We start from the raw sequence: 22653 nt of genomic DNA, 5'->3' as shown, positions 1-22653 counted from the left end.
TACGGCTCGCGATCAACGCGGCCGGGGAGGGGTGCTCTCGCGGAGGATCACCCGCGTCTCGATCCGCGCGGATCCGACCTTCAAGGGCTCGATCCGTACGGGTTCCGCGCTCTCGGGTTCCGCGCTCTCGGACTCCACGCCCTCGGAGCCCGCGCTCTCGGCGAGTGCGAGGCGCATCGCGCTCGCGCCGGCCTCCTCCAGGGGCACGGCCACGGAGGTGAGCGCCGGCACGACGTCCACCGCCGAGCCGATGTCGTCGAACCCGGCGACCGCGATGTCCTCGCCCGGCACCAGCCCGGCGTCGCGGAAGGCCGTCATCGCGCCGATCGCCATCACGTCGTTGACCGCGAAGACGACCTCGATCCCTTCTAGCCCGCGTCCGGCCAGCTCGCGGGCCGCCTCGTAGCCGCCGGCGCGGGTGAACTCCGTCTCCAGCAGGAACCGGCCGTCCAGGGCGATGCCCACCTCGCGCAGCCCTTCGGTGAAGCCGTCCACCCGGTCCCGGGAGGTGCGGACCCGGTCGGGGGCGTGGACGACCGCGAACCGCCGGTACCCCACCCCGGCCAGCGCGCGGGCGAGCCGCCTGGCCCCGCCGCGGTTGTCGATGGTGACGGTGGCGAACGGCAGGTCCTGCTGGCTGATCAGCACGACGCGCCCACCGGCCGTGCGGTACTGCTCGAGCTCCTCGACCAGCGCCTCACGCGTGCCGGCGCCCTCGACGCGGCTGCCCGCGATGATGATGACGCGCGGGCGCTGGCCACGTACCGTTCTGACGATCTCGAGCTCGCGGTCGGGTGACCGGTCGGCGACGGCCATGGTGACGATGAGTCCGGCCGCCTCGGCCACCCGGCTGACCCCGGCGGCGATGGCGGAGAAGTAGGGGTCGGCCACGTCGCCCACCACCAAGGCCGCCGTGCGCGTCGAGCCCTTGGCGATCGCCTGGGCCGACAGGTGCGGCTCGTAGTCGAGCTTGGCCGCCGCCGCCAGCACCCGGGAGACGTTCTCCGTACGGACGTTGCGTGTGCTGCCGTTGAGCGCGCGCGACGCCGTGGCGATGGAGACGCCCGCCTCCCGCGCGACATCGTGCAGGGTCGCCGGTGACGGACGCCCTTCAGGCGAGGCTTCGGCCATGCCGCACATTGTTTCAGCCCCGTCTGATCCAGGGAGAAGAAGCGGTGGGTCGGCGGGGAGCGTGGTCAGCTGGGGGCCGAGTGGACCTGCGGGTGGGCGACGTCGTGAGTGTGCAGGCGGCCGCACATGCCCCAGCGGGCTTCGGGCGGGGATTCGAGCAGCGTGGCCTCGCGCAGGTGCGTCCCGTCGCCGCGTTCCAGCGCGTCGAGCACCTCGGCGGTGTGGTGGGTCTGCCGGGCGACGGTGTCCTCCCAGGTACGCCGCCAGCCCGCGACCGCGGGACGCACCAACGCGACCGCGCTGTCATAGAACTCCCGCAACGGTCCCTGATCCCCGTCGGCCAGGCTCTCGGCCAGCCGCAGGAACCCCGCCACGGCCAGATCACGCCGACGCCGCACCGCCTCCTCCACCCCCGCGCCGGCAGGCAGCGTGGCCGCCTCGCGGTAACGGGCCGCGTCGGCCACGATCTCCGGCGGGAACGTCATCACCGCGTCACCCGCCTCGGGCAGCCCGGCGTTCTGCATCACCACGACCACCTCCAGACCACCTCGGTTGATCGCCCGGTGGATCGTGCCCGGCGTGAACCACACCGTCGAACCGCGGCTCAGCTCCGTCTCCCGGAAACCGCGCATGTCCAAGGTCTGCAACGCGCCGCTACCGCCGATGACGACGTACGCCTCGGTGGAGGCGGTGTGCATGTGCGGTGTGCCGCCTTCCAGGCCATCGGAGCACGCGCCCGAGTAGACCGACAACCGGGTGACCGACGTGCCGCCGGGGAAGGTCATGAGCGCACCCCCAACGCGTCACGGCCCTGGTCGGCCAGGTGCCGGGCGCCTTCCTCGCCGTGGTCTCCGGCGGCCACCACGACCGCGTACCGGAAGCCGACCGTCTCCCCGTCCGCGACCCGCAGTTCCTCGCTGAAGAACGGCGCCGGGCACAGGCAGGCGAACTCCTCACTGCGGACGAACCACTGCGGCGGGTGCTGGGGGTTGGCGGCGTCGTCGACCATGACGATGGTCGACCAGCCGCCGCTCCCGTCGTGCCGGCCGCGGAAGCCGAACCACTCCGCCCGCGTCCCTCGCAGGTCGTCCCCGGTTCCGGCGCCGGTCGGCGACTGAACGATGCCCTGGGTGAACGATCTCGGGCCGCGCCAGAACAGGCCGCCGTAGCCGGCGTTCTCGCGGCCCTTGGTGGTCGGCGAGCCGATGTCGAGCGCGGCTCCCGAGACGTTGGTCATGGCCGTCTCGAAGACCAGCACCCAGGTCGCGTCGTCCAGCACCTGGGCCGTCAGCGTGCGCCGCTCGTCGATGACCGGCTGCCCGGCCTGGGAGCGCCAGCCGAGCCGGTGCCCGATCTCGGCGCGTTCGCCCTCCGCCGACAGCGTGGTCAGCTCCTGGTGCACGGCGCTGCCGTTGTTGTCGAGCTGTACGTAGAAGCTGCCGTGGACGTACGTGGGGCCGCCCCAGAAGTTGTGCTCGCCCACGTGCGGCAGGGACCAGGCGATCCCCTTGTGCCAGACGTGGTCGTGCGGCCTGAACAGCGACACGACCTCACCGGCCAGGGTCCTGATCGGGTGCAGGTACGGCTTGGGCGACTCCAGCGTGGGAGTATCGGGCCGGTAGGTGTAGGTGAACAGCTCGACGTCCCCCGCCGTGACGGCGATCGACCGGTCGAGCGTGTGGCAGACCTGGAGCGTCATCGCGCACCCGCCTTGTCCCATGGCGTACCGCTTCCATCCATTCGCCGCCAGAACGGGCTGGCCGGGCTGATCTGGCCTGCCTTGATGCGCTCGCCGGTGAAGGCGGAGGCGTACAGCGCGGCGATGAACTCCATCGTCCGCTCGGCGTCCTGGAGCGTCACCGGTGGCGGCTCGCCCTGGTCGAGCGCGTCGAGCACCGCCGCGAGCTGGTCGCCGTGCCCGCTCGGGGCGGTGACCGGCCCCGGCGTCCAGGCGATCTCCTCGTGACCGGGGGCCGGGGTCAGCGTCCAGTCCTCGTCGGTGTAGCCGTACAGGTGCGCCACCTCGACCGTGGCCCGCTCGAAGTCGAACCTGAGCTCGGAGGTCTGCCTCGGCGAGATCACCGAGTTGACCACCGAGGCCAGCGCGCCGTTCTCGAACCGCACCAGCGCCATCGACACGTCCTCGGTGTCGGTGGCGCGGGCCTGGCGGGCGGCCAGCGCGGTGACCTCCTCCCAGGGTCCGAGCACCGACAGCAGCAGGTCGAACTGGTGGATGCCATGGCCCATCGTCGGCCCGCCACCCTCCTTCTCCCAGGTGCCGCGCCAGGGCGCCGCGAAGTAGGCCTCGTCGCGGTACCACTGGGTGACGCAGGTCGCCAGCAGCGGCCGGCCGAGCTCACCGGCCGCCACGAGCCGGCGCAGCCGGACAGCGGCGGGGCCGAAGCGGTGCTGGAAGACGGTCGCCACGTGCGCCGTCGAGCGGCTCTCCGCCTCGCGAAGCTCGGCGAACTCCGCCAGCGAGAGCGTGGGCGGCTTCTCCACCAGCGCCGTGACCCCGGCCTCCAGGCAGCGCGCCGCCAGCGGCGCGTGCTGCTCGGGCGGGGTGCACAGGCAGACCAGGTCCACCTGCTCCTCGGCCAGCAGCTCTTCCAGGCTCGCGTACGCCCGGGGCGCGTCCCAGGTCTCGGCGAACGCCTTGGCCCGGTCGAGGTCCACGTCGGCCGTGGCGACGAGGCGGGCCCGCCCGCCGGACGCCCGCACGGCCTCCGCGTGGGCGGTGGCGATCCCGCCGGTTCCGACGATGGCGGTCCGGTAACTGCGTGGGGACATGTGTGCCTGGCCTCCTGGGCGGCTTGACGTGGCTGGGAAAACGTATTCCGCAGTCTGCATGGCGGTTACGCGAGCGTCAAGAGCCGGCTTCGGGGCAGACGAGACCCCTGGGGCCGCCGGGTGAGGCCGATGGGACTGCCCAGTGAGGCCGATGGGATTCCCGAGGCGAGGCCGTGGGCTTGCCGAGGCACGGACCCGTGGGCCTGCCGAGGTGAGGCGCGGCGGGGTACTCGGGCCGGCTGGTCAGAGGCGGTGAGCCGTGCTTTCCCGGACGACGAGCTCGCCCTGCACGGTCAGATGCGCGGGTGCCGTGCGTTCGGCCAGCGCCAGGCGGATCGACTCGGCACCGACACGCGCCAGCGGAAGCGCCACGGTCGTCAATCGAGGCGTCACGTCGACGGCCAGTTGAATGTCGTCGATCCCGGTTACCGAGACATCAGCGGGCACCCGCACACCGGCGGCCCGGAAAGCCGACATCGCCCCGATCGCCACTACGTCGTTGACGGCGAGAACCGCGTCCGTCTCCCCCAACCCCTCGGCGACCAGCCGCCGCGCCGCGTCGAACCCGCCCTGGCGGCTGATCTCGCAGTCCATGATCCGGATGTGCCGATCCTCGACCCCACCGCCGACCAGCCCCTCGGTGAATCCCGAAACGCGCGCGGACAGGTTGGCCCATTCACGGGCTCCACCGAAGATCACCACCCGCCGATGCCCCGACTCCGCGACGAACGCGCCGAGCGCCCGAGCGGCGCCCTGATCGTCGAACTCGATCGAGTCGAAGGACTCCTCGGCGACGCCGACGATCACGACCCGGCCGCCTTCGCGCTCGTACGCCTGCAGCTCCTTGAACAGGCGGCCCTCGATCGCGTTGGCCACCAACCGGCTGGAGGTGAGCACGAGGGCCCGGGGGCGCAGCGCACGGAGCAGGCGAACGGTTTCGAGCTGCCGTTCGGGCGTCGCCCGAGTTGCCGAAACAGTGACGAACGCCCCGGCCGCACGGGCCCGCCGCTCCATCGCCGCCACGATCATCCCCATCGACGGCGTGGTGAGGTCGTCCACGACCAGCGTGATCGCGTCGCCGGCCCTGCGCATCGCCCTGGCCGACAGGTCGGCGGTGTAGCGCAGCTCGGCCGCGGCGGCGAGCACCCGCCGCTCGTACTCGGGCGCGACCGTACGGGAACTGCCGCCCAGCACCCGGGACGCGGTCGCGACCGAGACCCCGGCCGCCGCGGCCACATCGTGCAAGGTGACGGTGGGTCTGGCCGCATGGGGCATTCGAGGTTCCTCTCGCGCCAGGACAACCGGCCGATCGGCCCGACCATACTGGATACGGTCACCCGCGACCGGCCGCGAACGACTCTCAGCGCAGACGCGCTGACCACAAGACGCCGCGGGCGTTGTGGGCCGCAGGTCACGCGGGGGTGGCCAGCCAGCGGCGTACGTCGGCCATGGCCGTACCGTCGCTGTCGGCGTCGATGCCCGCCGCCAGGTCCGCGATCGTGATGCCCGCCAGCGCGCCGGACCAGGCCTCCTGGGCCAGCGCCATCGCGCGGGCGATCGCGCACGGCCGGTCACACCGTTCGGCCGGTACGGCCAGCGGCCCCTGCTGCCGGATCTCCGTGCACCGGTAGGCGGGCGAGTCACCGTCGATGGCCTGGACCACCTCCAGCACGGTGATCGCCGCGGCCGGCCGGGTGAGGAGGTAGCCGCCGACCTGCCCGGCCGTAGACCGTACGATGCCCGCTCGGGAGAGCGCCTGGAGGTGCTTGGCCAGGTACGCCGGCGGGGTGCCGTGCAGCTCCGCGAGCCGCGCCGCGGGCACCGGGTCCCGGCTCTGGCTGAGCGTGACGCAGCTGTGCAGCGCCCACTCCACTCCGTTGGACATCTTCATGTGAGGCAGCCTACCCATTCCGGACAACGAATGTCCGTGATAGAACTCGGATGGAAAATATCCGAGATCAACTGGGAGCCCTCCATGACGCGTACCGCCCTCGGCGCGGCCGCCGTCGCGCTGTTCGTCGCCGCGGCGAACCTGCGACCGGCGATCGCCGCGGTGTCCCCTCTGGTGGACCGCATCCGAACCGACCTCGACCTGTCCGCCACGGGAGTGGCGCTGCTGACGACCATCCCGACGCTGGCCATGGGGGTCTGCGCGCCGCTGGCCGCCGTGGTCGGCCGCAGGTACGGGCTGCGGCACGGCGTGCTGCTCGGGCTGGCCGTCATCGCCGTGGCGACGGCGGCCCGCGTCTTCGGCGGCTCCGCCTGGCTGCAGCTGATCTGCGCGGCGGCCGTCGGCGCCGGGATCGCGATCGCGCAGACGTTGCTCCCGGCCGTGGTCAAGACCCGCTTCGCCGACCGCGCCGGCCTGGTCACCGGCATCTACACCGCCGGCCTCGGCCTGGGCGGCGCGGTCGCGGCCGGGGTGACGGCGCCCCTCGCCGACGCCCTCGGCTCCTGGCCGGGCGCGCTGGCCTCCTGGTCGGTGCTCGCGGTGGCGGGCATGGCGATCTGGTCGGCCTCCCGCACCTCCCTGAACCTCGACAGCACCCCCGCCCTCGCAGGTACGAACCGACCCGGTGCGAGCCAGACCGATGCGCCCCAGGCGGCGACTCCAGCGGGCCCTGTCACCAAGGGGCTGCCCTGGCGGAGCGGTCTGGCCTGGCGCATCACCGTGCTGTCCGCCGTCAACTCCGCCCTGTACTACTGCGAACTCGCCTGGGTCGTCCCCCTGCTCCACGAGGACGGGCACCGTGACGCCACCGCTGCGGGCGTGCTGCTGACCGTCATGATCTCCATCCAGGTCGTCGCCATGCTGGCCGTACCGGCGCTGCTGGGCGAGGGGCGGGACCGGCGCGCCGGGCTGGTGCTGACGACGGCGTTGACCGCGATCGGGTTCGCGGGGCTGGCGGCGGCACCGGCGACGGCCACCTGGGTGTGGATCGCCGCCCTGGGCGTCGGTCACGGCGGGCTGTTCACGCTCGTCCTGACGCTGCCCGTGGTGGTGAGCCGCGACGCCGCCGAGGCCGGGCGGATCAGCGCGATGGCGTTCTTCGTCGGCTACGCCTGCGCCGCGTTGGTGCCCGTGCTGGTAGGAGCGCTACGTGACGCCACAGGAGACTTCCACCTGGCGTTCGGCCTGCTCAGCGGGCTGACCGCCGCCATGCTGCTCCCCATCGCCCGGCTACGTGAGGGCGAGCGCACGGGAGCGACCGCGATCGGCCGGGATTTGTGAGGCGTCACAGATTTGACCGCCCGGATTTACCGCCCGGTCCAATTCACAGAATGACCTTTGCGGCTCATCGTTTGTCTGCGCGTCGAACTCCTCACCCCCCACCACCCCTTGCCCAAGGAGTCTCCATGGTCCGACGGATGTTGACCGTGCTCGCAGCGGCCGTCCTGGCGTTAGGTCTCGCTCCCGGCGCCCAGGCCGCGCAGAGCGACGTGTACGTGGCCCTCGGCGACTCGGCCGCCTCGGGACCACTCGTGCCCAACCAGGTCATCCCCGACCTCGGCTGCTGGCGCTCCGACCACAACTACGCCCACCTGACGGCGCAGGCCATCGGCGCCCGTACGTTCCGCGACGTCACGTGCTCCGGCGCCGACACCGGCGACATGTACCAGAGGCAGAGCACGGACCTCGGCTCGGTCGCGCCGCAGCTCGACGCGCTCAGCCAGGACACCACCCTCGTCACCGTGCAGATCGGGGCGAACGACGTCGGCCTGACGGGCTTCATCGAGGACTGCCTGAACCTGCTGCCGCCGCCCGTCGGAGACGCCTGCAACGACGACTACATCGTGGACGGCCAGGACAGCTGGCGGGTGAAGACGGACGCGCTGCGCTCGCGCCTGACCACGCTCATGAGCGACATCCGGGCCCGCGCCCCGCAGGCCCGGATCTTCATGGTCGGCTACGCCACCTACGCCCCGCCGAACGGCTGCTACCCGCGCGTCCCGATCATCAAGGCCGACGCCAACTACATCCGCGCCACCCTGCGGTACTTCAACCAGATGCTGGCCGAGCAGGCGTCCGCCGCCGGCGTCGGCTTCATCGACCTGCAGACCCCGAGCGTCGGCCACGACCCGTGCGCGTCGCCGGGTGTGCGGTGGATCGAGCCGTACGTCCCGGCCGCGCCGGCCGCCCCCTTCCACCCGAACGCGCTCGGCATGAGCAACTTCGCCACCGTGGTCACGGCCGCCGTCTCAGGCGTCTGAGACGGCGGAAAGACGGGTCAGTGGCGGTGGCCGAGCCGGCGACGGGCGGCCAGCGCCGCGCCGATGCGCTGGAGATGCGCGGGGTCGACGGGATCCAGCCCGGTCAGGCTGACGGCCCTGCGCAGGCGGTAGTCGACCGTGTTCGGGTGCACGTGCAGGAGTGAGGCCGACCGCCGCCGGTCGAGCCCCGTGTCCAGGTACACCTTGAGCGTCCTGAGCAGGTCGGGATTGTCCAGCAGCGGATCGAGCAGCCCGGCCAGCGCCGCCGTCGCCTCGCTCGACCGGGTGAGCTGGTATTCGAGCAGCACGTCGGCCAGCCGGTACGCGCCGGGCGGCCGCTGGAAGAGCTGCACCACCTCCAGCACCTCTTCCGCCAGTTTGGCCGCGGCCGGCACCCCGGTGGGCGGGGCGAGCTCGGCGGCGACCCACACCGGCACCCCAGCGGCCTTGCTCATGTCGGCACGAGTCGCGGCGGCCATCTCGCCGACATGAGCAAGGCGCCCGTCCAGCGGGTCGCCGCCGCACGGCACCAGCACGAGCCCGCCCGTGGTGTCGAGCACCGACAGCACCGGCTCCCTGGCGTGCCGGCGCAGCGCGGTGGTGATCCGGTGCAGCTTGCGCCGCCCGGCGATGGACCCGCCCGGCTCGTCGGAGTCCTCGTCGGCGTGCCGGCCCGCCGCGACGGCCAGCACGAGGTAGCGCCGTGCGAGCCGTACCCCCGCCAGAGCCGCGCTGTCGCCCGCGAGCAGCGCGGACACCGTCGCGTGCATGGTGTGCCGCTCATGGCTGAGCATGCTCTCGCGCTCTTCCAGGTACGCCGTGCACACGGCGCTCGTCACCGCCTGCGTGTAGACGAGGATGAGCCGGTTGGCCGCCAGGACGTCCTCGAAGTCGGCCGGCGTCGCAGCGGCGAACAGGTGCTCCCACACCATCCGCGCCCCGCGGGCATAGGCGGTGAGCAGGTCGTCCAGCGGCACACCCTCCCGGGCCCGGCGCGCGGACGAGGAGCGCAGCGGCGCCAGCTCCGCCCTGGTCGGCGGGCGGCCGTCGCGGAACATCCGGGAGATCAGCCGCAGGTTGTCCTCGGTGATCCGGGTGATGTCGCCGTCGAGCTCCTCCCTGGGCAGGCGCCGGTAGATCGGGATCTCCTCGGCGAAGCTCCGCACCAGCTGCCTGGCCAGTTTGGTGGTCTGGCGATCAAGCGTCTCATGTACGGGGCGGCCGGCCAGGGTGAGGGGGCACGCCACCGTCAAACCTTGCCAAAACGGACGCATTTCCGCAATGGACAGGGCTTCACGAGCACCCGTGCATGCCTCTGACCTCGGCTGACTTTGCGCTGACAGCACATAGTCACGTACGTTTACGGACTCATGCAAGCGTAAGTAAAGGCGGTCACTCTATGAATTTCAGCGAGTACGTCGTCTCACGTTGGGACACCCTCTCGCTGGCCGCCGGGGAACACGCCCTCGTCGTGGGCGTCGCCATCGGCGTCTCCACGGCAGTCGGCGTCGGCATCGGGCTGCTCGCCCACGACCTTCCGAAAACCCGGGGAATCTCGCTGGCGATCTCCGCCGCGATCCTGACGGTCCCGTCCCTCGCCCTGCTCACCCTGCTCATCCCGATCACCGGACTCGGCTGGGGATCCACGCTGGTCGCGCTGACCGCGTACGCGTTCCTGCCGATCATCAGGAACACGGTGGCCGGGCTGCGCGGCGTCGACGCCTCCATGGTGGAGGCGGGACGCGGGATGGGCATGAGCCGGACCCGCGTCCTGCTGAAAGTGCGGCTGCCACTGGCCTGGCCGCTGATCCTCACCGGGGTGCGCGTGGCCACGCAGATGCTCATCGGCATCGCGGCCATCGCCGCCTACGTCGACGGCCCCGGCCTCGGCACGCAGATCTTCGAAGGCCTGTCCCGGCTGGGCTCGGTGAACGCGCTCAACGCGACGCTCGCCGGCACGCTCGGCATCGTGGTCATCGCCGTGCTGTTCGACCTGTTCTTCTTCGCCGTACGTCAACTGACCATTCCCAGGGGGCTTCGTGTTCGATCGTGACACCGGAGGCGCAAGCATCGAGCTGCGGGCGCTGACCAAGCACTACCCAGGACAGCCCGCGCCCGCGGTGGACCACGTCGACCTCGACATCCCCGCCGGCGAGCTCGTGGTCTTCGTCGGCCCGTCCGGGTGCGGCAAGACGACCACGATGAAGATGATCAACCGCCTGGTCGAGCCCACGTCGGGCGAGATCCGCATCGGCGGCGAGGACGTGCTGAGCCTGCATCCCGACGAGCTCCGCAGGCACATCGGCTATGCCATCCAGCAGGTGGGACTGTTCCCGCATCTGACCATCGGCCAGAACATCGGCCTGGTGCCGAACCTGCTCGGCTGGAGCGCCGCCAAGACCGCCGACCGGGTGGAGGAGCTGCTCTCCCTGGTCAACCTGGAGGCGTCGGCCTTCCACGACCGCTATCCCCGCGAGCTGTCCGGCGGGCAGCAGCAGCGTGTGGGCGTCGCCAGGGCGCTGGCGGCCGATCCCCCCGTGATGCTGATGGACGAGCCCTTCGGCGCGACCGACCCCATCACCCGCGAGCACCTGCAGAACGAGTTCGTCAAGCTCCAGAAGCAGCTGCGTAAGACGATCATCTTCGTCACGCACGACTTCGAGGAGGCCATCAAGCTCGGCGACCGCATCGCCGTGCTCAAGGAGCGATCGCACATCGCCCAGTACGACACCCCCGCGAACATCCTGGCCAACCCGGCGGACGACTACGTCGCCGGCTTCATCGGCGCGGACGCCACCCTCAAGCGTCTCGCGCTGCTGCGCGTGGCCGACGTGGAGTGCGGGCAGCAGCCGGGTAGCGCGAACCTGCCGCAGATCGCCGCGGACGCCAGCCTGCGCGAGGCGCTGGACGTCATGCTCGCGCACGGCACCGACCGCTGCGGCTCGCCGTCCGGCGTCCTCACCTACGGCGCGCTGTGCGAGGCCGTGGGAACCGAACCAGCACCCGCCCCGCGGCTGCAGTCGGTGGGATCCGGATCGACGCCGGTGAGGACCGCGCCCGTGCCGGACGCCGCACGAGGGGAGGCGGTCGGCACGTGACCACCGCGACCCTCGGCGCAGGCCGGCCCCGCTCGCTCGGGCGCGTGCCAGGTCTGCGGTACGCCATCACCCCCATCGCCCTCTGCGGCGTACTGCTCGCCCTGTACGCCTGGCTAGGCGCGCAGAACCTCGACTCGATCGAGAGCCGCAGCCTCACCCGTGAGGTCCTGTTCGCCAAGGCCGTCGAGCACATCCAGATGACGCTCGTGGCGACCGCGCTCGTGGTGGTCATCGCGATCCCCCTGGGCATCGTCGCCTCCCGGGCCCGCAACCGGCTGATCACCCCCGTCATCCTCACCGTGGCCAACCTGGGCCAGGCGATACCGTGCATCGGGCTGCTCGTGCTGTGCACGTTCCTGCTGGGGGTCGGCTTCCAGACCGCCCTGGTCGGCCTGGTCGCCTACGCGGTGCTGCCCGTACTGCGCAACACGATGGTCGGCGTGCAGCAGGTCGACCCGGCGCTCATCGAGGCCGCGCGCGGCATGGGGATGACCAGGGGACAGATTCTGCGCCGCGTGGAGCTCAAGCTGGCCGTGCCGGCGATCCTCGCCGGGCTGCGGACCGCGCTCGTGCTGACCGTCGGCGTCGCCACGCTCGGCGCGTTCGTCGCCGCGGGCGGCTTCGGCGAGCTGATCATCAACGGGCTCAAGCTGAACCGCATGCCCGTGACCATCGCGGGCGCCGTGCTGACGGCGAGCATCGCCTTCTTCATCGACTGGCTCGGCGGGCTCGCCGAGAACCTGCTCAAGCCGCGCGGCATCTGAGTCCCCCTCTCGTACCGCAAGTACCGTAAGCCAGCTTCAAGAGGTGTTTTTCGTATGCGTGTCCGCAAGACGTTCACCCTGCTCTCCGCCGCCGCCCTGACCCTGACCGCCACGAGCGCCTGCGGCTCGGGCGACGCCGTCGAGGCCGCCAGCGCGGGCGACGAGCTGTCCGGCGCGAAGTTCGTCATCGGCTCCAAGGACTTCACCGAGAACATCGTGCTCGGCCAGATCGCCGTGCAGCTGCTCAAGGCGCACGGGGCCGAGGTCGTGGACAAGACCAACCTCGGCGGCACCGTGCCGAACCGCCAGGCGCTGACGTCCAAGGCGATCGACATGTACTGGGACTACTCGGGCACCGGCTGGATCGAGCACCTGAAGAACGCCACCCCCATCCCGGACTCGGCCAAGCAGTTCAAGGCCACCTCGGAGGAGGACCTGGCGAAGAACAAGATCCGCTGGATCGGGCCGACGCCGCTGAACAACACCTACGCCCTGGCGATCCGCTCCGAGAAGGCCCGGCAGCTGGGCGTCAAGACGGTCTCCGACGTGGCGAAACTCGCCAAGACCAACCCCAATGAGGCGTCGCTGTGCGTCGAGTCGGAGTTCTCGACCCGTGACGACGGCCTGCCGGGGCTGTCCAAGGCGTACGGCCTGAACATCCCGAAGGACAAGATCAGCCAGCTGGACACCGGTGTCGTCTACACCGAGACCGACAAGGGCCAGACCTGCAACTTCGGCGAGGTGTACACCACCGACGGGCGCATCGCCGCGCTCGGCCTGACCGTGCTGCAGGACGACAAGCACTTCTTCCCGATCTACAACGCCGCCGTCAACGTACGGGACGAGACCTACCAGAAGTACCCGGCGCTGGAGAAGGTGCTCAAGCCGGTGATCGCCAAGCTGGACGACACGACCATGCGCAAGCTCAACGCCCGGGTCGACGTCGACGGCGAGGAGCCGGACAAGGTCTCCGCCGACTGGCTCAGCACCTCGGGCTTCCTCGGCAAGTCAGCCGCCTAGCAGGTCATCCCCACCGGCCGCGCAGCCGGCCGATCGTGGCCCGGCGTGAGTGCTCGCGCCGCTCCCTCAGGTGGGGGGCGTGCGGGAGCCTGCCGGGCGCGACGTCGGAGCAGAGCAGCACCCACCCGCCGGCCTCGCAGGAGAAACGAAGCGCGGCGCCGGAACCCCGGCGGGCAGCGCCGCCGCGACGATCGCCTCCGAGCGGTAGTCGGCCGCGTGGCCGGAGTCCGCGGGTACGGCCTTGACGAACACCCGCTCGCCGCCGTCCAGGGTGGCCACGCCCAGCACGCCGTACGAGAAGCCGCCCCGGCGCTCTTCGAAGCCGCGTACGGCGGAGCCGAGGCGGCGTTCCGCCTCCTCCACCAGGGGGCGGGGCAGCTCATGCCAGGCGCGGCGACCGGATGCGTGCACGATCTCCGGCCTACCCGACGGCCGCCCGAGCACCCCTCAGCCCAGCAGCTCGACCGTGCCCGCCTCGCCGTCCACCCGGACGCGGTCGCCGTCGTGCAGCCGCATCGTCGCGTTCCCCGTGCCGACCACCGCCGGTATGCCCAGCTCGCGGGCCACGATCGAGGCGTGCGACAGCGGCGCCCCCATGTCCGTCACCACGGCGGCGGCGCGCGGGAACATCGGGGTCCAGCCGATGTTGGTCAGCGTCGTCACGAGGATCTCGCCGGGCTTGAGCCGGTCGCCGTCCTCAGGCGAGGAGATCACCCGGGCGATCCCCTCGACGATGCCCGGCGCGCCGGGGAAGCCGGTGACCGTGTCGCTGACGGGCACGCTCCCACCGCGCGCGTCGTAGATGTCGCCGCGCCGGTCGGGGTCGGCGGCCCAGCGCACCGGGTCGAAGTGCCCGACGATTAGCGTCGGGTACGGCGGCAGCGCCGCGTACATCTCGTAGGTCGCCCGCCGGGCCGCAACCCGCTCCAGCGCGGAGGCGTCGCCGCGCAGGAGGCCGAGGATCTCCTCCAGGTAGAGGAAGAACAGGTCGTCGCCGTGCCCCGTGAGCTCCCCGGCCCGCAGCACGAAGGCGCGCAGCACCCAGAACGCCCGCATGTTCTCCGACCGGGCGGTCTCGCGGTCGCGGACGACCTTGTTCCATCGGGTGACCCGGTCCCGCATCCTGGCTTCCTGGCGGGGGTAACGCTGGGCGAACCGCGCCCACGCCTCCTCGCGCGCCTTCTTCTGGCGGGCGAGGAGGGCGTCGGTGTCGGCGCTCACGTCACGGAGCCCGGCCAGCTGCGCGTCGATCCACGCCGGATCCTCGCCGGGGCGCGGAATGGAGACCTCGAACTCGTGGGGCCCCCGATGCCCGTACAGCTGGGCGAAGGTGTCCCGGTCGATCTCTCCCCTGGCCAGCCTGCCCAGCCCGATGACCGGGCCGAGGCTGGCCAGCTCGCCGTCGGTGTTGGCGCCGGTGAGCATGGCTTCTGCGTCGACGTCGCCCATCATCTTGCGCAGCTTGTCGCGGGTGTAGACGAGCGTGGCCCCGCCCTGCCGGCCGGCCGCCTCCAGGGTGCGGCAGCTGGTGACGACGTACGGCTCGATCTCGCGCTCCCACAGGGCGGCCAGCTCGGCGCCGGTCTCCGTGGTGGCGACGCGGGCGCGCAACTCCTCCGCGCGCCGCCGCGCGGTGGCGAGGAAGGCGGGCATGCCCTTGAGATTCGTACGGACGCGCTTCTGGATGTTGATCCCCAACGGCACGACCTTCTTGACGATCTCCCAGCGGGAGACCTTCAGCAGCGGCACGTCGAGGCCGGGCGGCAGCTTGCCGAAGATCTGCTCTACGGCGCCCAGCCGGCTCCGCATGCCGAGCGAGATGGCCATCGTGTACATGACGCTCAGGTTCATGTAGAAGCGGCCGCCGATGTTGCCGACCAGGTCGAATCCGGGCAGCGCCGAGGCGGCCATCGCCTCATGGATGAACATGCGGACGAACGACCAGGTCACGGGCGTCATCACGTCGGGGATGGCCTCGCCGAGGTTGCCACCGGTCCACAGGTATTCGCCCTTGAGGCTGTCGTTCCACTCCTCGACCGGCTGCTTGATGCCGGTGATCGGACGGGCCTGGACGATGAAGAAGGAGCCGTCGCGCCTGGCCCATTCGACGTCCATCGGCGTGCCGTACAGCTCCTCGATGCGCGAGCCGAGCGTGGCCAGCTCGGCGGTCTGCGCCGGGTCGAGGACGGCCCGGCGCCGCAGCTCCTCGGGGACGGGCTCCTCGCGCGTGCCGGACGGCGTGCGTACGGTCATGACGGTCTTGTCGCCGATCCGCGACTCGGCGACGGCGCCGTGGCGGACCACGACGGTGTCGGGGGTGACCTGGCCGCCGACGACCGCCTCGCCCAGGCCCCAGGAGGCGTTGATGACGATCTCGTCGCGGGCGCCGTTGACCGGGTTGGCGGTGAACATGACGCCGGCCGCGTCGGCGTCCACGAGTCGCTGCACGACGACGGCCAGCGCGACGTCGTCGTGCGGCACGCCGTTCTGCTCACGGTAGGCGATGGCGCGGGCGTTCCAGAGCGAGGCCCAGCAGCGCTTGACGGCGTCGAGCAGCGCGTCGCCCCTGATGTTGAGGTAGGTGTCCTGCTGCCCGGCGAACGACATGCCGGGCAGGTCCTCGGCCGTGGCGGACGAGCGGACGGCCACCGGCACGTCGTCGCCCAGCGCCTCATATGCCGTGCGGATCTCCGCGGCGACGGCGGCGGGCATGTCGTGCCCGGCGAACAGGGCGGCGATCCCGGCGGCGTCGCCGGCGGCGGCCGCGTCGAGTATCCGGTCGCGGAAGTCCGCGGCGAAGGCCCGATAGGCCTCGGTGGTGATGTGGAAACCGCCGGGAACGGGCAGTCCTGCCCTGGTCAGCCTGGCCAGGGAAGCGCCCTTTCCGCCCGCTGTCGCGAGGTCCGCGGCGGCATCGTCGAGAGGGAGGAGGACCCTCACGTGACACGCTCCTTAGCGCCCAGGGAGAGCGCGAGCTTCTGCTCCGCGATCTCCCGCATGGTGTCGAGATAGCCGAGGGTGGCCAGCCTGACGGCCCGCGCGTCGTCCTCCGACAGCGTGGCGCCGGTGCCCATGGCGCGGACGCCGGTGTCGGCGACCAGCTCGACGAGCCGGTCCTCCGGCATCCGCATCTGCTCGGGCATCATTTTCTGCGTGAACAGGAACCCGTAGATGACCGAGGCGAGGGTCGCGAGGTGCTCGGCGGGAGTCAGGTCCGAGCGGAGCACATCCCGCCCGGCCAGGTCCTGGAGGTAGGTTCCGAACGCGGCGCCCAGATCGAGCGTGGTCTGGCTGCTCTTCTTCTGCCTGCTGAGCTTGCCGAACACCTCCGAGTCGTCCAGGATCAGCGCCCTCATCAGCGGCCGGCGCAGGAGCCCACCGACCAGCTCCCGGAGCAGCTCGCGCAGGTCCGCGGGCGCGCGCTCGCGGACCTCACGCACCAGAAGGACCCGCTCACGGCGGATCAGCGCCGCGAAGAGCATCTCGCGGGTCTTCCAGTGCAGGTAGATCGTGCCCTTGGCGACGTCGGCCTGCCGGGCCACGTCGTCGATGGTCGTCTTGTCGTAGCCCCAGCGCAGGCACAGCTCGGCGGCGGCGTCGAGAATCCGGTGCGCCCGCTCCAGCTGGCGCGCGGGATCCTGCGGGGGCCGTCCCACTCTGGCCATCTAGTCTCACCTCAAATGTTTGACTAGATGAGACTAGATGGTCATTTAATTACCCGCAAGTTCACCCCAGCTTGGCCAGGAGCTCTTCGGCGTCGGCCGCGAAGGTCGAGTCGTCGGTGCCGGCGGCGAGCCGGAGCATCCGCCTGGCCACCGTGAGGTCGCCGTGGGCGTACCGGATCTCCCCCAGGCGGAAGGCGGCCTCGGCGACCAGCTCGGGCTGCTCGGTCAGCCCCAGAGTGAGCTCGTAGTAGCGCACGGCCCCGTCGCGGTCGTTGAGCCAGTAGCAGAGCTCCCCCAGATGGGCGGCCGCCATGCCCGACTCGGTGTCTCCCGAGTCGATGACCCGCTGGTACCAGCCGAGCGCCTCGGGGAAGTCCCGCTCCCGCTTGGCCAGCGCCCCCAGGTACATCGCGCCGAGCGCGCTGACGTGTCCCGTGCCCGCGTTCACCGCCCGGATGTACCACTTGCGGGCCTCGTCCTCGTCCTCGTCGTGGTAGCTGCGGCCGAGCGCGACCATCGCCCTGGCCGCCAGCTCGTCGTCGCCCGCGCCCAGCACCCGCTGGTACACCTGCCTGCCCTCGGCCACCTCTCCGGTCCCGACCAGGGCCTGGGCCAGCACGCTCAGGGCGGTGGGCTCACCGCCCTCGGCCGCCTCCCGCAGCGTGCGCAGCGACGCCTCGGTGTCGCCCTGCCGGCCCTGGAGCATGCCGAGCAGGCTGCCGAACACCGACCGCACCGGGCTGTCGGCGTCACCCGCCTGCCGTTCGGCCAGGCTGTAGAAGGCGGCGGAGTCGTCCTCGGCGTCGAGGAGCGCCAGCAGCCTGCCGCCCGCGACGAACCGCACATCGGGATCCTCGTGCTCGTTCAGCCGCTCGTAGACGGCCCGCGCCCGCTCCGTCTCACCGAGCTCGGCCAGCCGCTCGGCCACCCCCAGCTCGGTGAAGGCGTCGGAGCCGACCAGCTCGTAGTAGAGGTGGACGGCCTCGGGGTCGTCGCAGAGCTCCGCGAGCTCCCTGGCCTTGGCACCGGCGTGCGGCCCCAGATGCGACAGCACCTGTACGGCCAGCGCGTGCTCGCCCCGCTCGTACGCCTGGTAGGCCAGGGCGTTCACGTTGTCCAGGGCGGTCTGGGCCAGCGCCGACCCGGTCCCCGCGGCGGCACCGAACGCCTCGGCCGCCCCGAGCGGGTCACCGTCCTCGTGCAGCCAGCAGCCGAGCTGGATGCCGCCCCTGGCCACGGCGTCGTCCTCGCCCGACTCGAGAGCCAGCCGCGCCTGCCCGACGGCCGCCGCCTTGTCGCCCAGAGCGTGCAGGGCGTCGGCGAGATCGGCGCGCATGCCGGCGATCGGCTGACCGGTGTCGATCCCCTTGCGGTACATGTCGACCGCGCCCGCCAGGTCACCCGTCGCCTTGCACGCGTCGCCCCACACCCAGTAGCCCATGGTCACCGTCTCGGGATCACCGGTGCCGACGGCCAGCTCGGCCTGGGCGGCGACGGCCGCGTACTCCTGCCGCTGGAGCAGGTTGACGAGCAGGTGGCACAGACAGGTGAGATCGCCGGCCGCGGCGCCGCGCTCGAGCACGTCACCGGCGCCCGTCAGGTCGCCGCGCTCCTCCAGCAGGGCGGCCAGCTCGACGGCGGTCGCCGGCAGCGCGGCCCGCAGCGCCTCGGCGGTTCCGTCCAGGTCGCCGCGCCGGCGTCGGACGACGGAGACGTTGCGCCACGCCATGAGGGCGATCTCGTCGTCGCCGCTCTCGGTCGCGGGCAGGAAGCACAGCTCGGCCTGGCTGTACTGACCGTCGCGGGCCAGCTCGGCGCCGAGCTGGAGACCGGCGCGCTCGGCCCACCGGGGCTCGCCCACCTCGGCGACCAGCAGGTAGAGCGCCCTGGCGAAGTCCTCGTCCCGGCTCGTCCTGGCCATCTCCAGCGTCTCGGCGAACGCGTCGTCGGCGGGGAACCCGCTCGTCTCGGCGCCTTCCGCGGAGAACCCGCTCGTCTCCGTCAGGAGGCGGCGTACCTCGGCTATGTCGCCGGCGTCCAGCGCGAGCAGCAGCCCCGCCATCGTCGTCGACCCGGTCAGCTCGCTCAGCGCCGTCAGCGCGCCCTGACGGTCGCCCTCGGCGGCCAGCACCCACGGCCGTTCCTCCGGCGAGGCCGTGCCGAGCCGGACCCGGGCCGTGGCCGCGGCCCGCCGGTCGGTGTCCTGGGCCGCCGCGCGCTCGTAGGCCGAGCGGGCGGCCTCCGGGTCGCCCGCCTCCTCCAGGTGGCGCCCAGCCTCCAGCAGTGTGGACCCCGCCGCCTCCGGATCGGCCGCCACGGCCCGCTCGAACGCCGCCCGCGCGCCCGCGAGGTCGCCGGTCCGCGCCAGGAGCCCGCCCAGCAGGCACCCCGCCTCCCCCGCCCCCTCGGCCGGCGCGGTCCGCACCGCGGTGGCCGCGGCCACGAGCGCGCCGTCCAGATCGCCGCCGTCACGCAGCAGCCGGGCCAGCTGCGGGGCCGCCGCCACCTCGCCGAACACCTCCCGCAGCACCTCACGGGCCTCGCCGGGCCGGCCGGTCGCGACCAGGATCTCCCCCAGCCGCAACGCGGCCTCGGCCACGTGCACCCCGTCGACCGGATCCACCGTCCCTTGGCGCGCCACCACCTCGCCGTCCCCGACCACCGCCCCTTGGTACGCCTCCGGGGGCCGCTGCTGTGCCTGCGCCGAGGGCACCGCGCCGTACCCGGCGAGTACCTCTCGGTACGTCCGCGCCGCCGCGTCGAGGTCGCCGAGCGCGTGCCAGGCCCGGCCGAGGTCGCGGCGCGCGATGGCGGCGAGGCCCTCGTCCGGACCGGTCACCGCCTGCTGCCAGGCGGCGATCGCGCCGTGCGGGTCGCCGGCGTCATGGCGCAGGGCGCCGAGGTAACTGGCCGCCTCCTGCCGGAAGTCCGGGTGACCGACACCGAGCACCAGGGACAGCGACCCGTCGGCCGCGGCCGTCTCACCCTGCCGCCGCCAGGCGTGCGCGGCCTGCAGCGCGAGCATGGACGCCATCCACGCCCTGCCCTCATCCGATATCGCCTCAAAGGCCGCAGCCGCCGCACGGAAGTCACGGTCGAGCAGGAGCCGGGCGTAGCGTCCTGTCTCCCTCTCCTCCGAGTGGGCCTCCGGAACGCGGCCGAACGCGGCCCGAGCGCCGTCGAGGTCGTCAAGCCGCACCCGGGTGAGCCCGAGCAGCCACGCGTGGCGCGGCGCCTGGACCGGGTCGCCCTCGGCGATGAGCCGCTCGTGCAGGCGGCACGCGGCCAGCAGGTCACCCTGGCGCTCGAACAGCCCGAGCAGCGCGCCCACCGCCTCCAGACGGAGCCCCCGGTGGCCGGTCTCCATCGCGGCGGTCAGCGCGGCCCGCGCCTCCGCCAGGTCAAGCTCGCGCGCACCCGCGTCCACACCCCCGCCGCCGTCCTGGCCGAAGCCCTCAGGGGGGCCTCCGCCGACGTCCTCGCCGGAATCGTTCGCGCGCTCACCGAGCAGCTCACCCAGCCCGTACGCCACCCAAGCCGCCAGCACCGGATGCCCGTCGGCCCGCGCCCGGCGCAGCAGCGCGACCGCCTCCTCGGTCTGGCCCTGGCTCACCAGGACGTCCTTGAAGATGGTGGCCGTATAGGAGAGCGCGAGCGGGTCACCCGAGTCGGCCGCCGCGTGGAACAGCCGGGCCGCGTCCGACAGGTCGTACCCGATGGAGGCCAGCACCTGCGCGAACACCGCGGTGCCGATGGCGGCCGTCGCGGGGTGCTCCATGGCCTCGCGGTAGCGGACCAGCCCCTCCTCCCTGCCCAGGCGCTGGTGGTCGACGACCGCCCGCAGCACCGGGTGCGGTTCGTCGCCCGATTCGCGGAGCAGGTGCAGGAAGAACTCGGCGCTGAAGCCCTGCAGCAGGTCGTCGCCCTCGGCCACGTAGGACAGCAGCTCGTCGGCCTGCTCCCGGTCGCCCGCGCCCAGCTCCAGCTCGGCCAGCGTCATCATGGCCCGGACCGACTGCGTGGCCGCGCCGGAGTCGATGGCGCCGCGCAGCAGCCGCCGCGCCCCGGCCAGGTCGCCCGCCTGCAGGTGGCGCAGCGCCTCGTCGACGTCCAGGAGCGCCTGCTCCTCCACCGGGTCGGCGAGCGGCTGCTGCCGCGCCGCGTGGTCGAGCAGCAGCGCGGCCTTGAACGCCGCGTCGGGGTCGGCGTGCTCGGCCGCCTCGGCCACGAGCGCCATGACGCGCTCCCGCTCGTCCGGGTGCCGGTCGAGCAGCAGGCCGAGCAGCGTGACGGAGATCGACGACCAGTCCGACTCCCCCGCCTCCAGTACGGCCCGCAGCGCCGCGAGCGCCTCGCCCACCTCCCCGGCCTCGGTGTGCATCTGCGCCAGGCAGGCCTGGGCCTCGACGGCGTACTCCCGCTGGCCGCTGGCGACCACCCGGTGGAAGATCGCCTTCGTCGCCGTCACGTCGCCGAGCTGCGCGGTCACCTTGGCCTGCTCGATGAGCGCGGGCAGCCGCTCCTCGGGCCGGGGGTCCTCGGCGGCCTCGGCGTAGGAGGCCGCCGCCTCGGCGTACTCGCCGAGATCGACGAGGGCGGCGCCGAGCAGCCGGTGGGCGGTGGCCAGGTGGTCAGGGTGGCCCACGGCGATCGCGTGCTCGCACACCTCGCGGGCGGCCGCGAAGTCCCCCTCGTCGGCGTGGATCCGGTAGAGCCGGAACGCCGACAGCGACACCACGTCGGGATCGCCGCAGGTCAGCAGGTCACGGTAGTCGTCCTCGCTGTCCGCCAGCTCGAACAGGTCACGGGCCGTACCCGGATCTTGGGGGGCGAAGTCCGGCAGCTCCAGCTGGGCGGCCATCTGGGCCACGGCGGGACTGTCGCACCGGCGCGCCCGCTCCAGCGCCTCCTTGGCGCCCTGGGCATCGCCCATCTCGGTCAGGACGAGCACCAGCGCCGTCTCGGCGAGCGCGGCCACCTCGAAGTCGGCGCCGTCGCAGGCGATCATCAGCACCCGGTGCGCGGCGGGCCATTCGCGGGCGGCGACCAGCATCATGCCCATGGCGATGGCGGAGCGCTGCCCGAAGACCGGGTCGCCCGAAAGGATCACCGACCGGTGCGCGGCCTCCGCGCCGTCGAGATCGCCCTGCTCCTCCAGCAGGCAGGCCAGCAGGTGCGACGCCTCGGGATCGCCGGTGGCGGCGATCTCCCTGAACAGCACGGCCGCCGCGTCGGGATCCCCCGCTTCCCAGCACTTCATCGCCGCGGCCAGCTGCTCTGACTCCATATTGCACTCCCCAGTCATTTAATACTGTGAAAAAGCTACACATGTGTCGCTCTGGTCACAGCACGTTCCCCGATCTCGGGACCTTCCGGCCATCCCGGTTCGGAGCGCCGTAGCGTAGGGGCCATGGCTAAAGCGTTCTGGATCGACCAGGAGTTCGACAGGGATCGTGACGGGCGCTATGCCGTACACGTGCGCAAGAACCTCGAAGAGTTCGAGTGGGGCGACATCGCGCCGGTCCGGTTCGCCTGCGCGGCCTGGCGGCTGGCCACGCCGCCGTCGCTGAACCCCGGCTACGTGCGCTGGGACCGCCGCATCCTTGAGGCGACCTGCCACCGCAACACGTGGGACGGCACGCTCAACGCGCGGATCAAGCTGGTCTCGCCGCTGCCCGAGGAGCTCACCCGCTCCCGGACCTGGTGGCGCGACCGCGGCTGGCTGGGCTGGCAGGAGACGTTCGGCCAGTACGTCGAGCCGACGGAGCAGGACCTGGCCAGGATCCCGTTCCTGCGGGCGACGCTGCTGGTCGAGGTTCCGGTGCCGCTCGACGACCTGCCGCCGGAGCCCGAAGGCCCGCACGACGAGGTCGAGCAGAGCGCGGCGCGGGTCCTGGTGGTGCTGGTACGCGAGCTGAACCAGCTCGTCACCCCCATCCTCGACCAGCTCGGCTGACAGCATGCTCGCCACAT

Annotated in this window: 18 protein-coding genes; 7 read left to right on the top strand and 11 right to left on the bottom strand. The window is 72.2% G+C overall.

The window, feature by feature from the left end; genetic code table 11:
* Window positions 1-12: 12 nt before the first annotated feature.
* The 6 genes from LDL49_RS11145 to LDL49_RS11120 form a co-directional block, all read right to left on the bottom strand.
* Window positions 13-1131, bottom strand: coding sequence for a LacI family DNA-binding transcriptional regulator (locus tag LDL49_RS11145; RefSeq protein WP_225290893.1), 1119 nt, complete (start codon window positions 1129-1131; stop codon window positions 13-15).
* A 65-nt stretch (window positions 1132-1196) separates the two neighbouring features.
* The gene (locus LDL49_RS11140) at window positions 1197-1916 is read right to left on the bottom strand and encodes a cupin domain-containing protein (RefSeq protein WP_225290892.1); all 720 of its coding nucleotides are present in this window, start codon (window positions 1914-1916) and stop codon (window positions 1197-1199) included.
* A complete protein-coding gene (locus tag LDL49_RS11135) occupies window positions 1913-2830 on the bottom strand; it encodes a DUF6807 domain-containing protein (protein ID WP_225290891.1) in 918 nt (305 codons plus the stop codon). The genes LDL49_RS11140 and LDL49_RS11135 overlap by 4 nt, the downstream gene beginning before the upstream one ends.
* Window positions 2827-3921 carry a Gfo/Idh/MocA family protein gene (locus tag LDL49_RS11130; protein ID WP_225290890.1) on the bottom strand — a complete coding sequence of 365 codons (1095 nt, stop codon included), beginning with the start codon at window positions 3919-3921 and terminating at the stop codon, window positions 2827-2829. The genes LDL49_RS11135 and LDL49_RS11130 overlap by 4 nt, the downstream gene beginning before the upstream one ends.
* Window positions 3922-4164: 243 nt before the next feature.
* On the bottom strand, window positions 4165-5196 hold the full coding sequence (locus tag LDL49_RS11125) for a LacI family DNA-binding transcriptional regulator (RefSeq protein WP_225290889.1): 1032 nt from the start codon (window positions 5194-5196) through the stop codon (window positions 4165-4167).
* A gap of 136 nt (window positions 5197-5332) precedes the next feature.
* A complete protein-coding gene (locus tag LDL49_RS11120; RefSeq protein WP_225290888.1) occupies window positions 5333-5812 on the bottom strand; it encodes an RrF2 family transcriptional regulator in 480 nt (159 codons plus the stop codon).
* 84 nt (window positions 5813-5896) lie between these two features.
* Here LDL49_RS11120 and LDL49_RS11115 point away from each other — a divergent pair, with 84 nt between their 5' ends.
* Both LDL49_RS11115 and LDL49_RS11110 read left to right on the top strand, forming a co-directional pair.
* On the top strand, window positions 5897-7153 hold the full coding sequence (locus tag LDL49_RS11115; RefSeq protein ID WP_225290887.1) for an MFS transporter: 1257 nt from the start codon (window positions 5897-5899) through the stop codon (window positions 7151-7153).
* A gap of 125 nt (window positions 7154-7278) precedes the next feature.
* On the top strand, window positions 7279-8133 hold the full coding sequence (locus tag LDL49_RS11110) for an SGNH/GDSL hydrolase family protein (RefSeq protein WP_225290886.1): 855 nt from the start codon (window positions 7279-7281) through the stop codon (window positions 8131-8133).
* 17 nt (window positions 8134-8150) lie between these two features.
* Here LDL49_RS11110 and LDL49_RS58310 read toward each other — a convergent pair whose 3' ends face one another.
* Window positions 8151-9380, bottom strand: coding sequence for a PucR family transcriptional regulator (locus tag LDL49_RS58310; RefSeq protein WP_225290885.1), 1230 nt, complete (start codon window positions 9378-9380; stop codon window positions 8151-8153).
* 152 nt (window positions 9381-9532) lie between these two features.
* Between LDL49_RS58310 and LDL49_RS11100 the strand changes: the two genes are divergently transcribed.
* From LDL49_RS11100 to LDL49_RS11085, 4 genes are read left to right on the top strand one after another with little or no spacing between them, the layout of a single operon-like run.
* Complete coding sequence (locus tag LDL49_RS11100; RefSeq protein WP_225290884.1) at window positions 9533-10186, top strand: ABC transporter permease; 654 nt, start codon at window positions 9533-9535, stop codon at window positions 10184-10186.
* The gene (locus LDL49_RS11095) at window positions 10173-11231 is read left to right on the top strand and encodes an ABC transporter ATP-binding protein (protein ID WP_225290883.1); all 1059 of its coding nucleotides are present in this window, start codon (window positions 10173-10175) and stop codon (window positions 11229-11231) included. Before LDL49_RS11100 ends, LDL49_RS11095 begins: the two co-directional genes overlap by 14 nt.
* Window positions 11228-11995, top strand: coding sequence for an ABC transporter permease (locus tag LDL49_RS11090; RefSeq protein WP_225290882.1), 768 nt, complete (start codon window positions 11228-11230; stop codon window positions 11993-11995). Before LDL49_RS11095 ends, LDL49_RS11090 begins: the two co-directional genes overlap by 4 nt.
* A gap of 54 nt (window positions 11996-12049) precedes the next feature.
* Window positions 12050-13015 (top strand): glycine betaine ABC transporter substrate-binding protein, encoded by a 966-nt coding sequence (locus LDL49_RS11085; RefSeq protein ID WP_225290881.1) that lies wholly within the window; start codon window positions 12050-12052, stop codon window positions 13013-13015.
* Window positions 13016-13081: 66 nt separating this feature from the next.
* On the opposite strand, the gene LDL49_RS11080 is transcribed toward LDL49_RS11085, so the two are convergent.
* The 4 genes from LDL49_RS11080 to LDL49_RS11065 all read right to left on the bottom strand — a co-directional run bounded on the left by LDL49_RS11080 (window position 13082) and on the right by LDL49_RS11065 (window position 21967).
* Entirely contained in the window at window positions 13082-13426 is a 345-nt protein-coding gene (locus LDL49_RS11080) for a hypothetical protein (protein WP_225290880.1), read from the bottom strand.
* 36 nt (window positions 13427-13462) lie between these two features.
* Window positions 13463-15955, bottom strand: a complete 2493-nt coding sequence (locus LDL49_RS58305; RefSeq protein ID WP_225290879.1) for a PEP/pyruvate-binding domain-containing protein — start codon at window positions 15953-15955, stop codon at window positions 13463-13465.
* Window positions 15952-16680 carry a TetR/AcrR family transcriptional regulator gene (locus LDL49_RS11070; protein WP_225290878.1) on the bottom strand — a complete coding sequence of 243 codons (729 nt, stop codon included), beginning with the start codon at window positions 16678-16680 and terminating at the stop codon, window positions 15952-15954. Before LDL49_RS11070 ends, LDL49_RS58305 begins: the two co-directional genes overlap by 4 nt.
* A gap of 61 nt (window positions 16681-16741) precedes the next feature.
* On the bottom strand, window positions 16742-21967 hold the full coding sequence (locus LDL49_RS11065; RefSeq protein WP_225290877.1) for a tetratricopeptide repeat protein: 5226 nt from the start codon (window positions 21965-21967) through the stop codon (window positions 16742-16744).
* 123 nt (window positions 21968-22090) lie between these two features.
* On the opposite strand from LDL49_RS11065, the gene LDL49_RS11060 reads away from it, so the two are divergent.
* Window positions 22091-22636 carry a hypothetical protein gene (locus LDL49_RS11060; protein WP_225290876.1) on the top strand — a complete coding sequence of 182 codons (546 nt, stop codon included), beginning with the start codon at window positions 22091-22093 and terminating at the stop codon, window positions 22634-22636.
* Window positions 22637-22653: the final 17 nt, after the last annotated feature.

It is taken from the genome of Nonomuraea aurantiaca (assembly GCF_020215705.1).
In the GTDB taxonomy this organism is placed as follows: domain Bacteria; phylum Actinomycetota; class Actinomycetes; order Streptosporangiales; family Streptosporangiaceae; genus Nonomuraea; species Nonomuraea aurantiaca.
This window is presented reverse-complemented; position numbering and strand designations above follow the sequence as displayed.

Coding starts and splice junctions, on each gene's coding strand:
- LDL49_RS11140 (WP_225290892.1), bottom strand. CDS start 1,916: ATGACCTTCCCCGGCGGCACGTCGGTCACCCGGTTGTCGGTCTACTCG.
- LDL49_RS11115 (WP_225290887.1), top strand. CDS start 5,897: ATGACGCGTACCGCCCTCGGCGCGGCCGCCGTCGCGCTGTTCGTCGCC.
- LDL49_RS11070 (WP_225290878.1), bottom strand. CDS start 16,680: ATGGCCAGAGTGGGACGGCCCCCGCAGGATCCCGCGCGCCAGCTGGAG.
- LDL49_RS11135 (WP_225290891.1), bottom strand. CDS start 2,830: ATGACGCTCCAGGTCTGCCACACGCTCGACCGGTCGATCGCCGTCACG.
- LDL49_RS11130 (WP_225290890.1), bottom strand. CDS start 3,921: ATGTCCCCACGCAGTTACCGGACCGCCATCGTCGGAACCGGCGGGATC.
- LDL49_RS11085 (WP_225290881.1), top strand. CDS start 12,050: ATGCGTGTCCGCAAGACGTTCACCCTGCTCTCCGCCGCCGCCCTGACC.
- LDL49_RS11060 (WP_225290876.1), top strand. CDS start 22,091: ATGGCTAAAGCGTTCTGGATCGACCAGGAGTTCGACAGGGATCGTGAC.
- LDL49_RS11100 (WP_225290884.1), top strand. CDS start 9,533: ATGAATTTCAGCGAGTACGTCGTCTCACGTTGGGACACCCTCTCGCTG.
- LDL49_RS11065 (WP_225290877.1), bottom strand. CDS start 21,967: ATGGAGTCAGAGCAGCTGGCCGCGGCGATGAAGTGCTGGGAAGCGGGG.
- LDL49_RS11125 (WP_225290889.1), bottom strand. CDS start 5,196: ATGCCCCATGCGGCCAGACCCACCGTCACCTTGCACGATGTGGCCGCG.
- LDL49_RS11145 (WP_225290893.1), bottom strand. CDS start 1,131: ATGGCCGAAGCCTCGCCTGAAGGGCGTCCGTCACCGGCGACCCTGCAC.
- LDL49_RS11110 (WP_225290886.1), top strand. CDS start 7,279: ATGGTCCGACGGATGTTGACCGTGCTCGCAGCGGCCGTCCTGGCGTTA.
- LDL49_RS11120 (WP_225290888.1), bottom strand. CDS start 5,812: ATGAAGATGTCCAACGGAGTGGAGTGGGCGCTGCACAGCTGCGTCACG.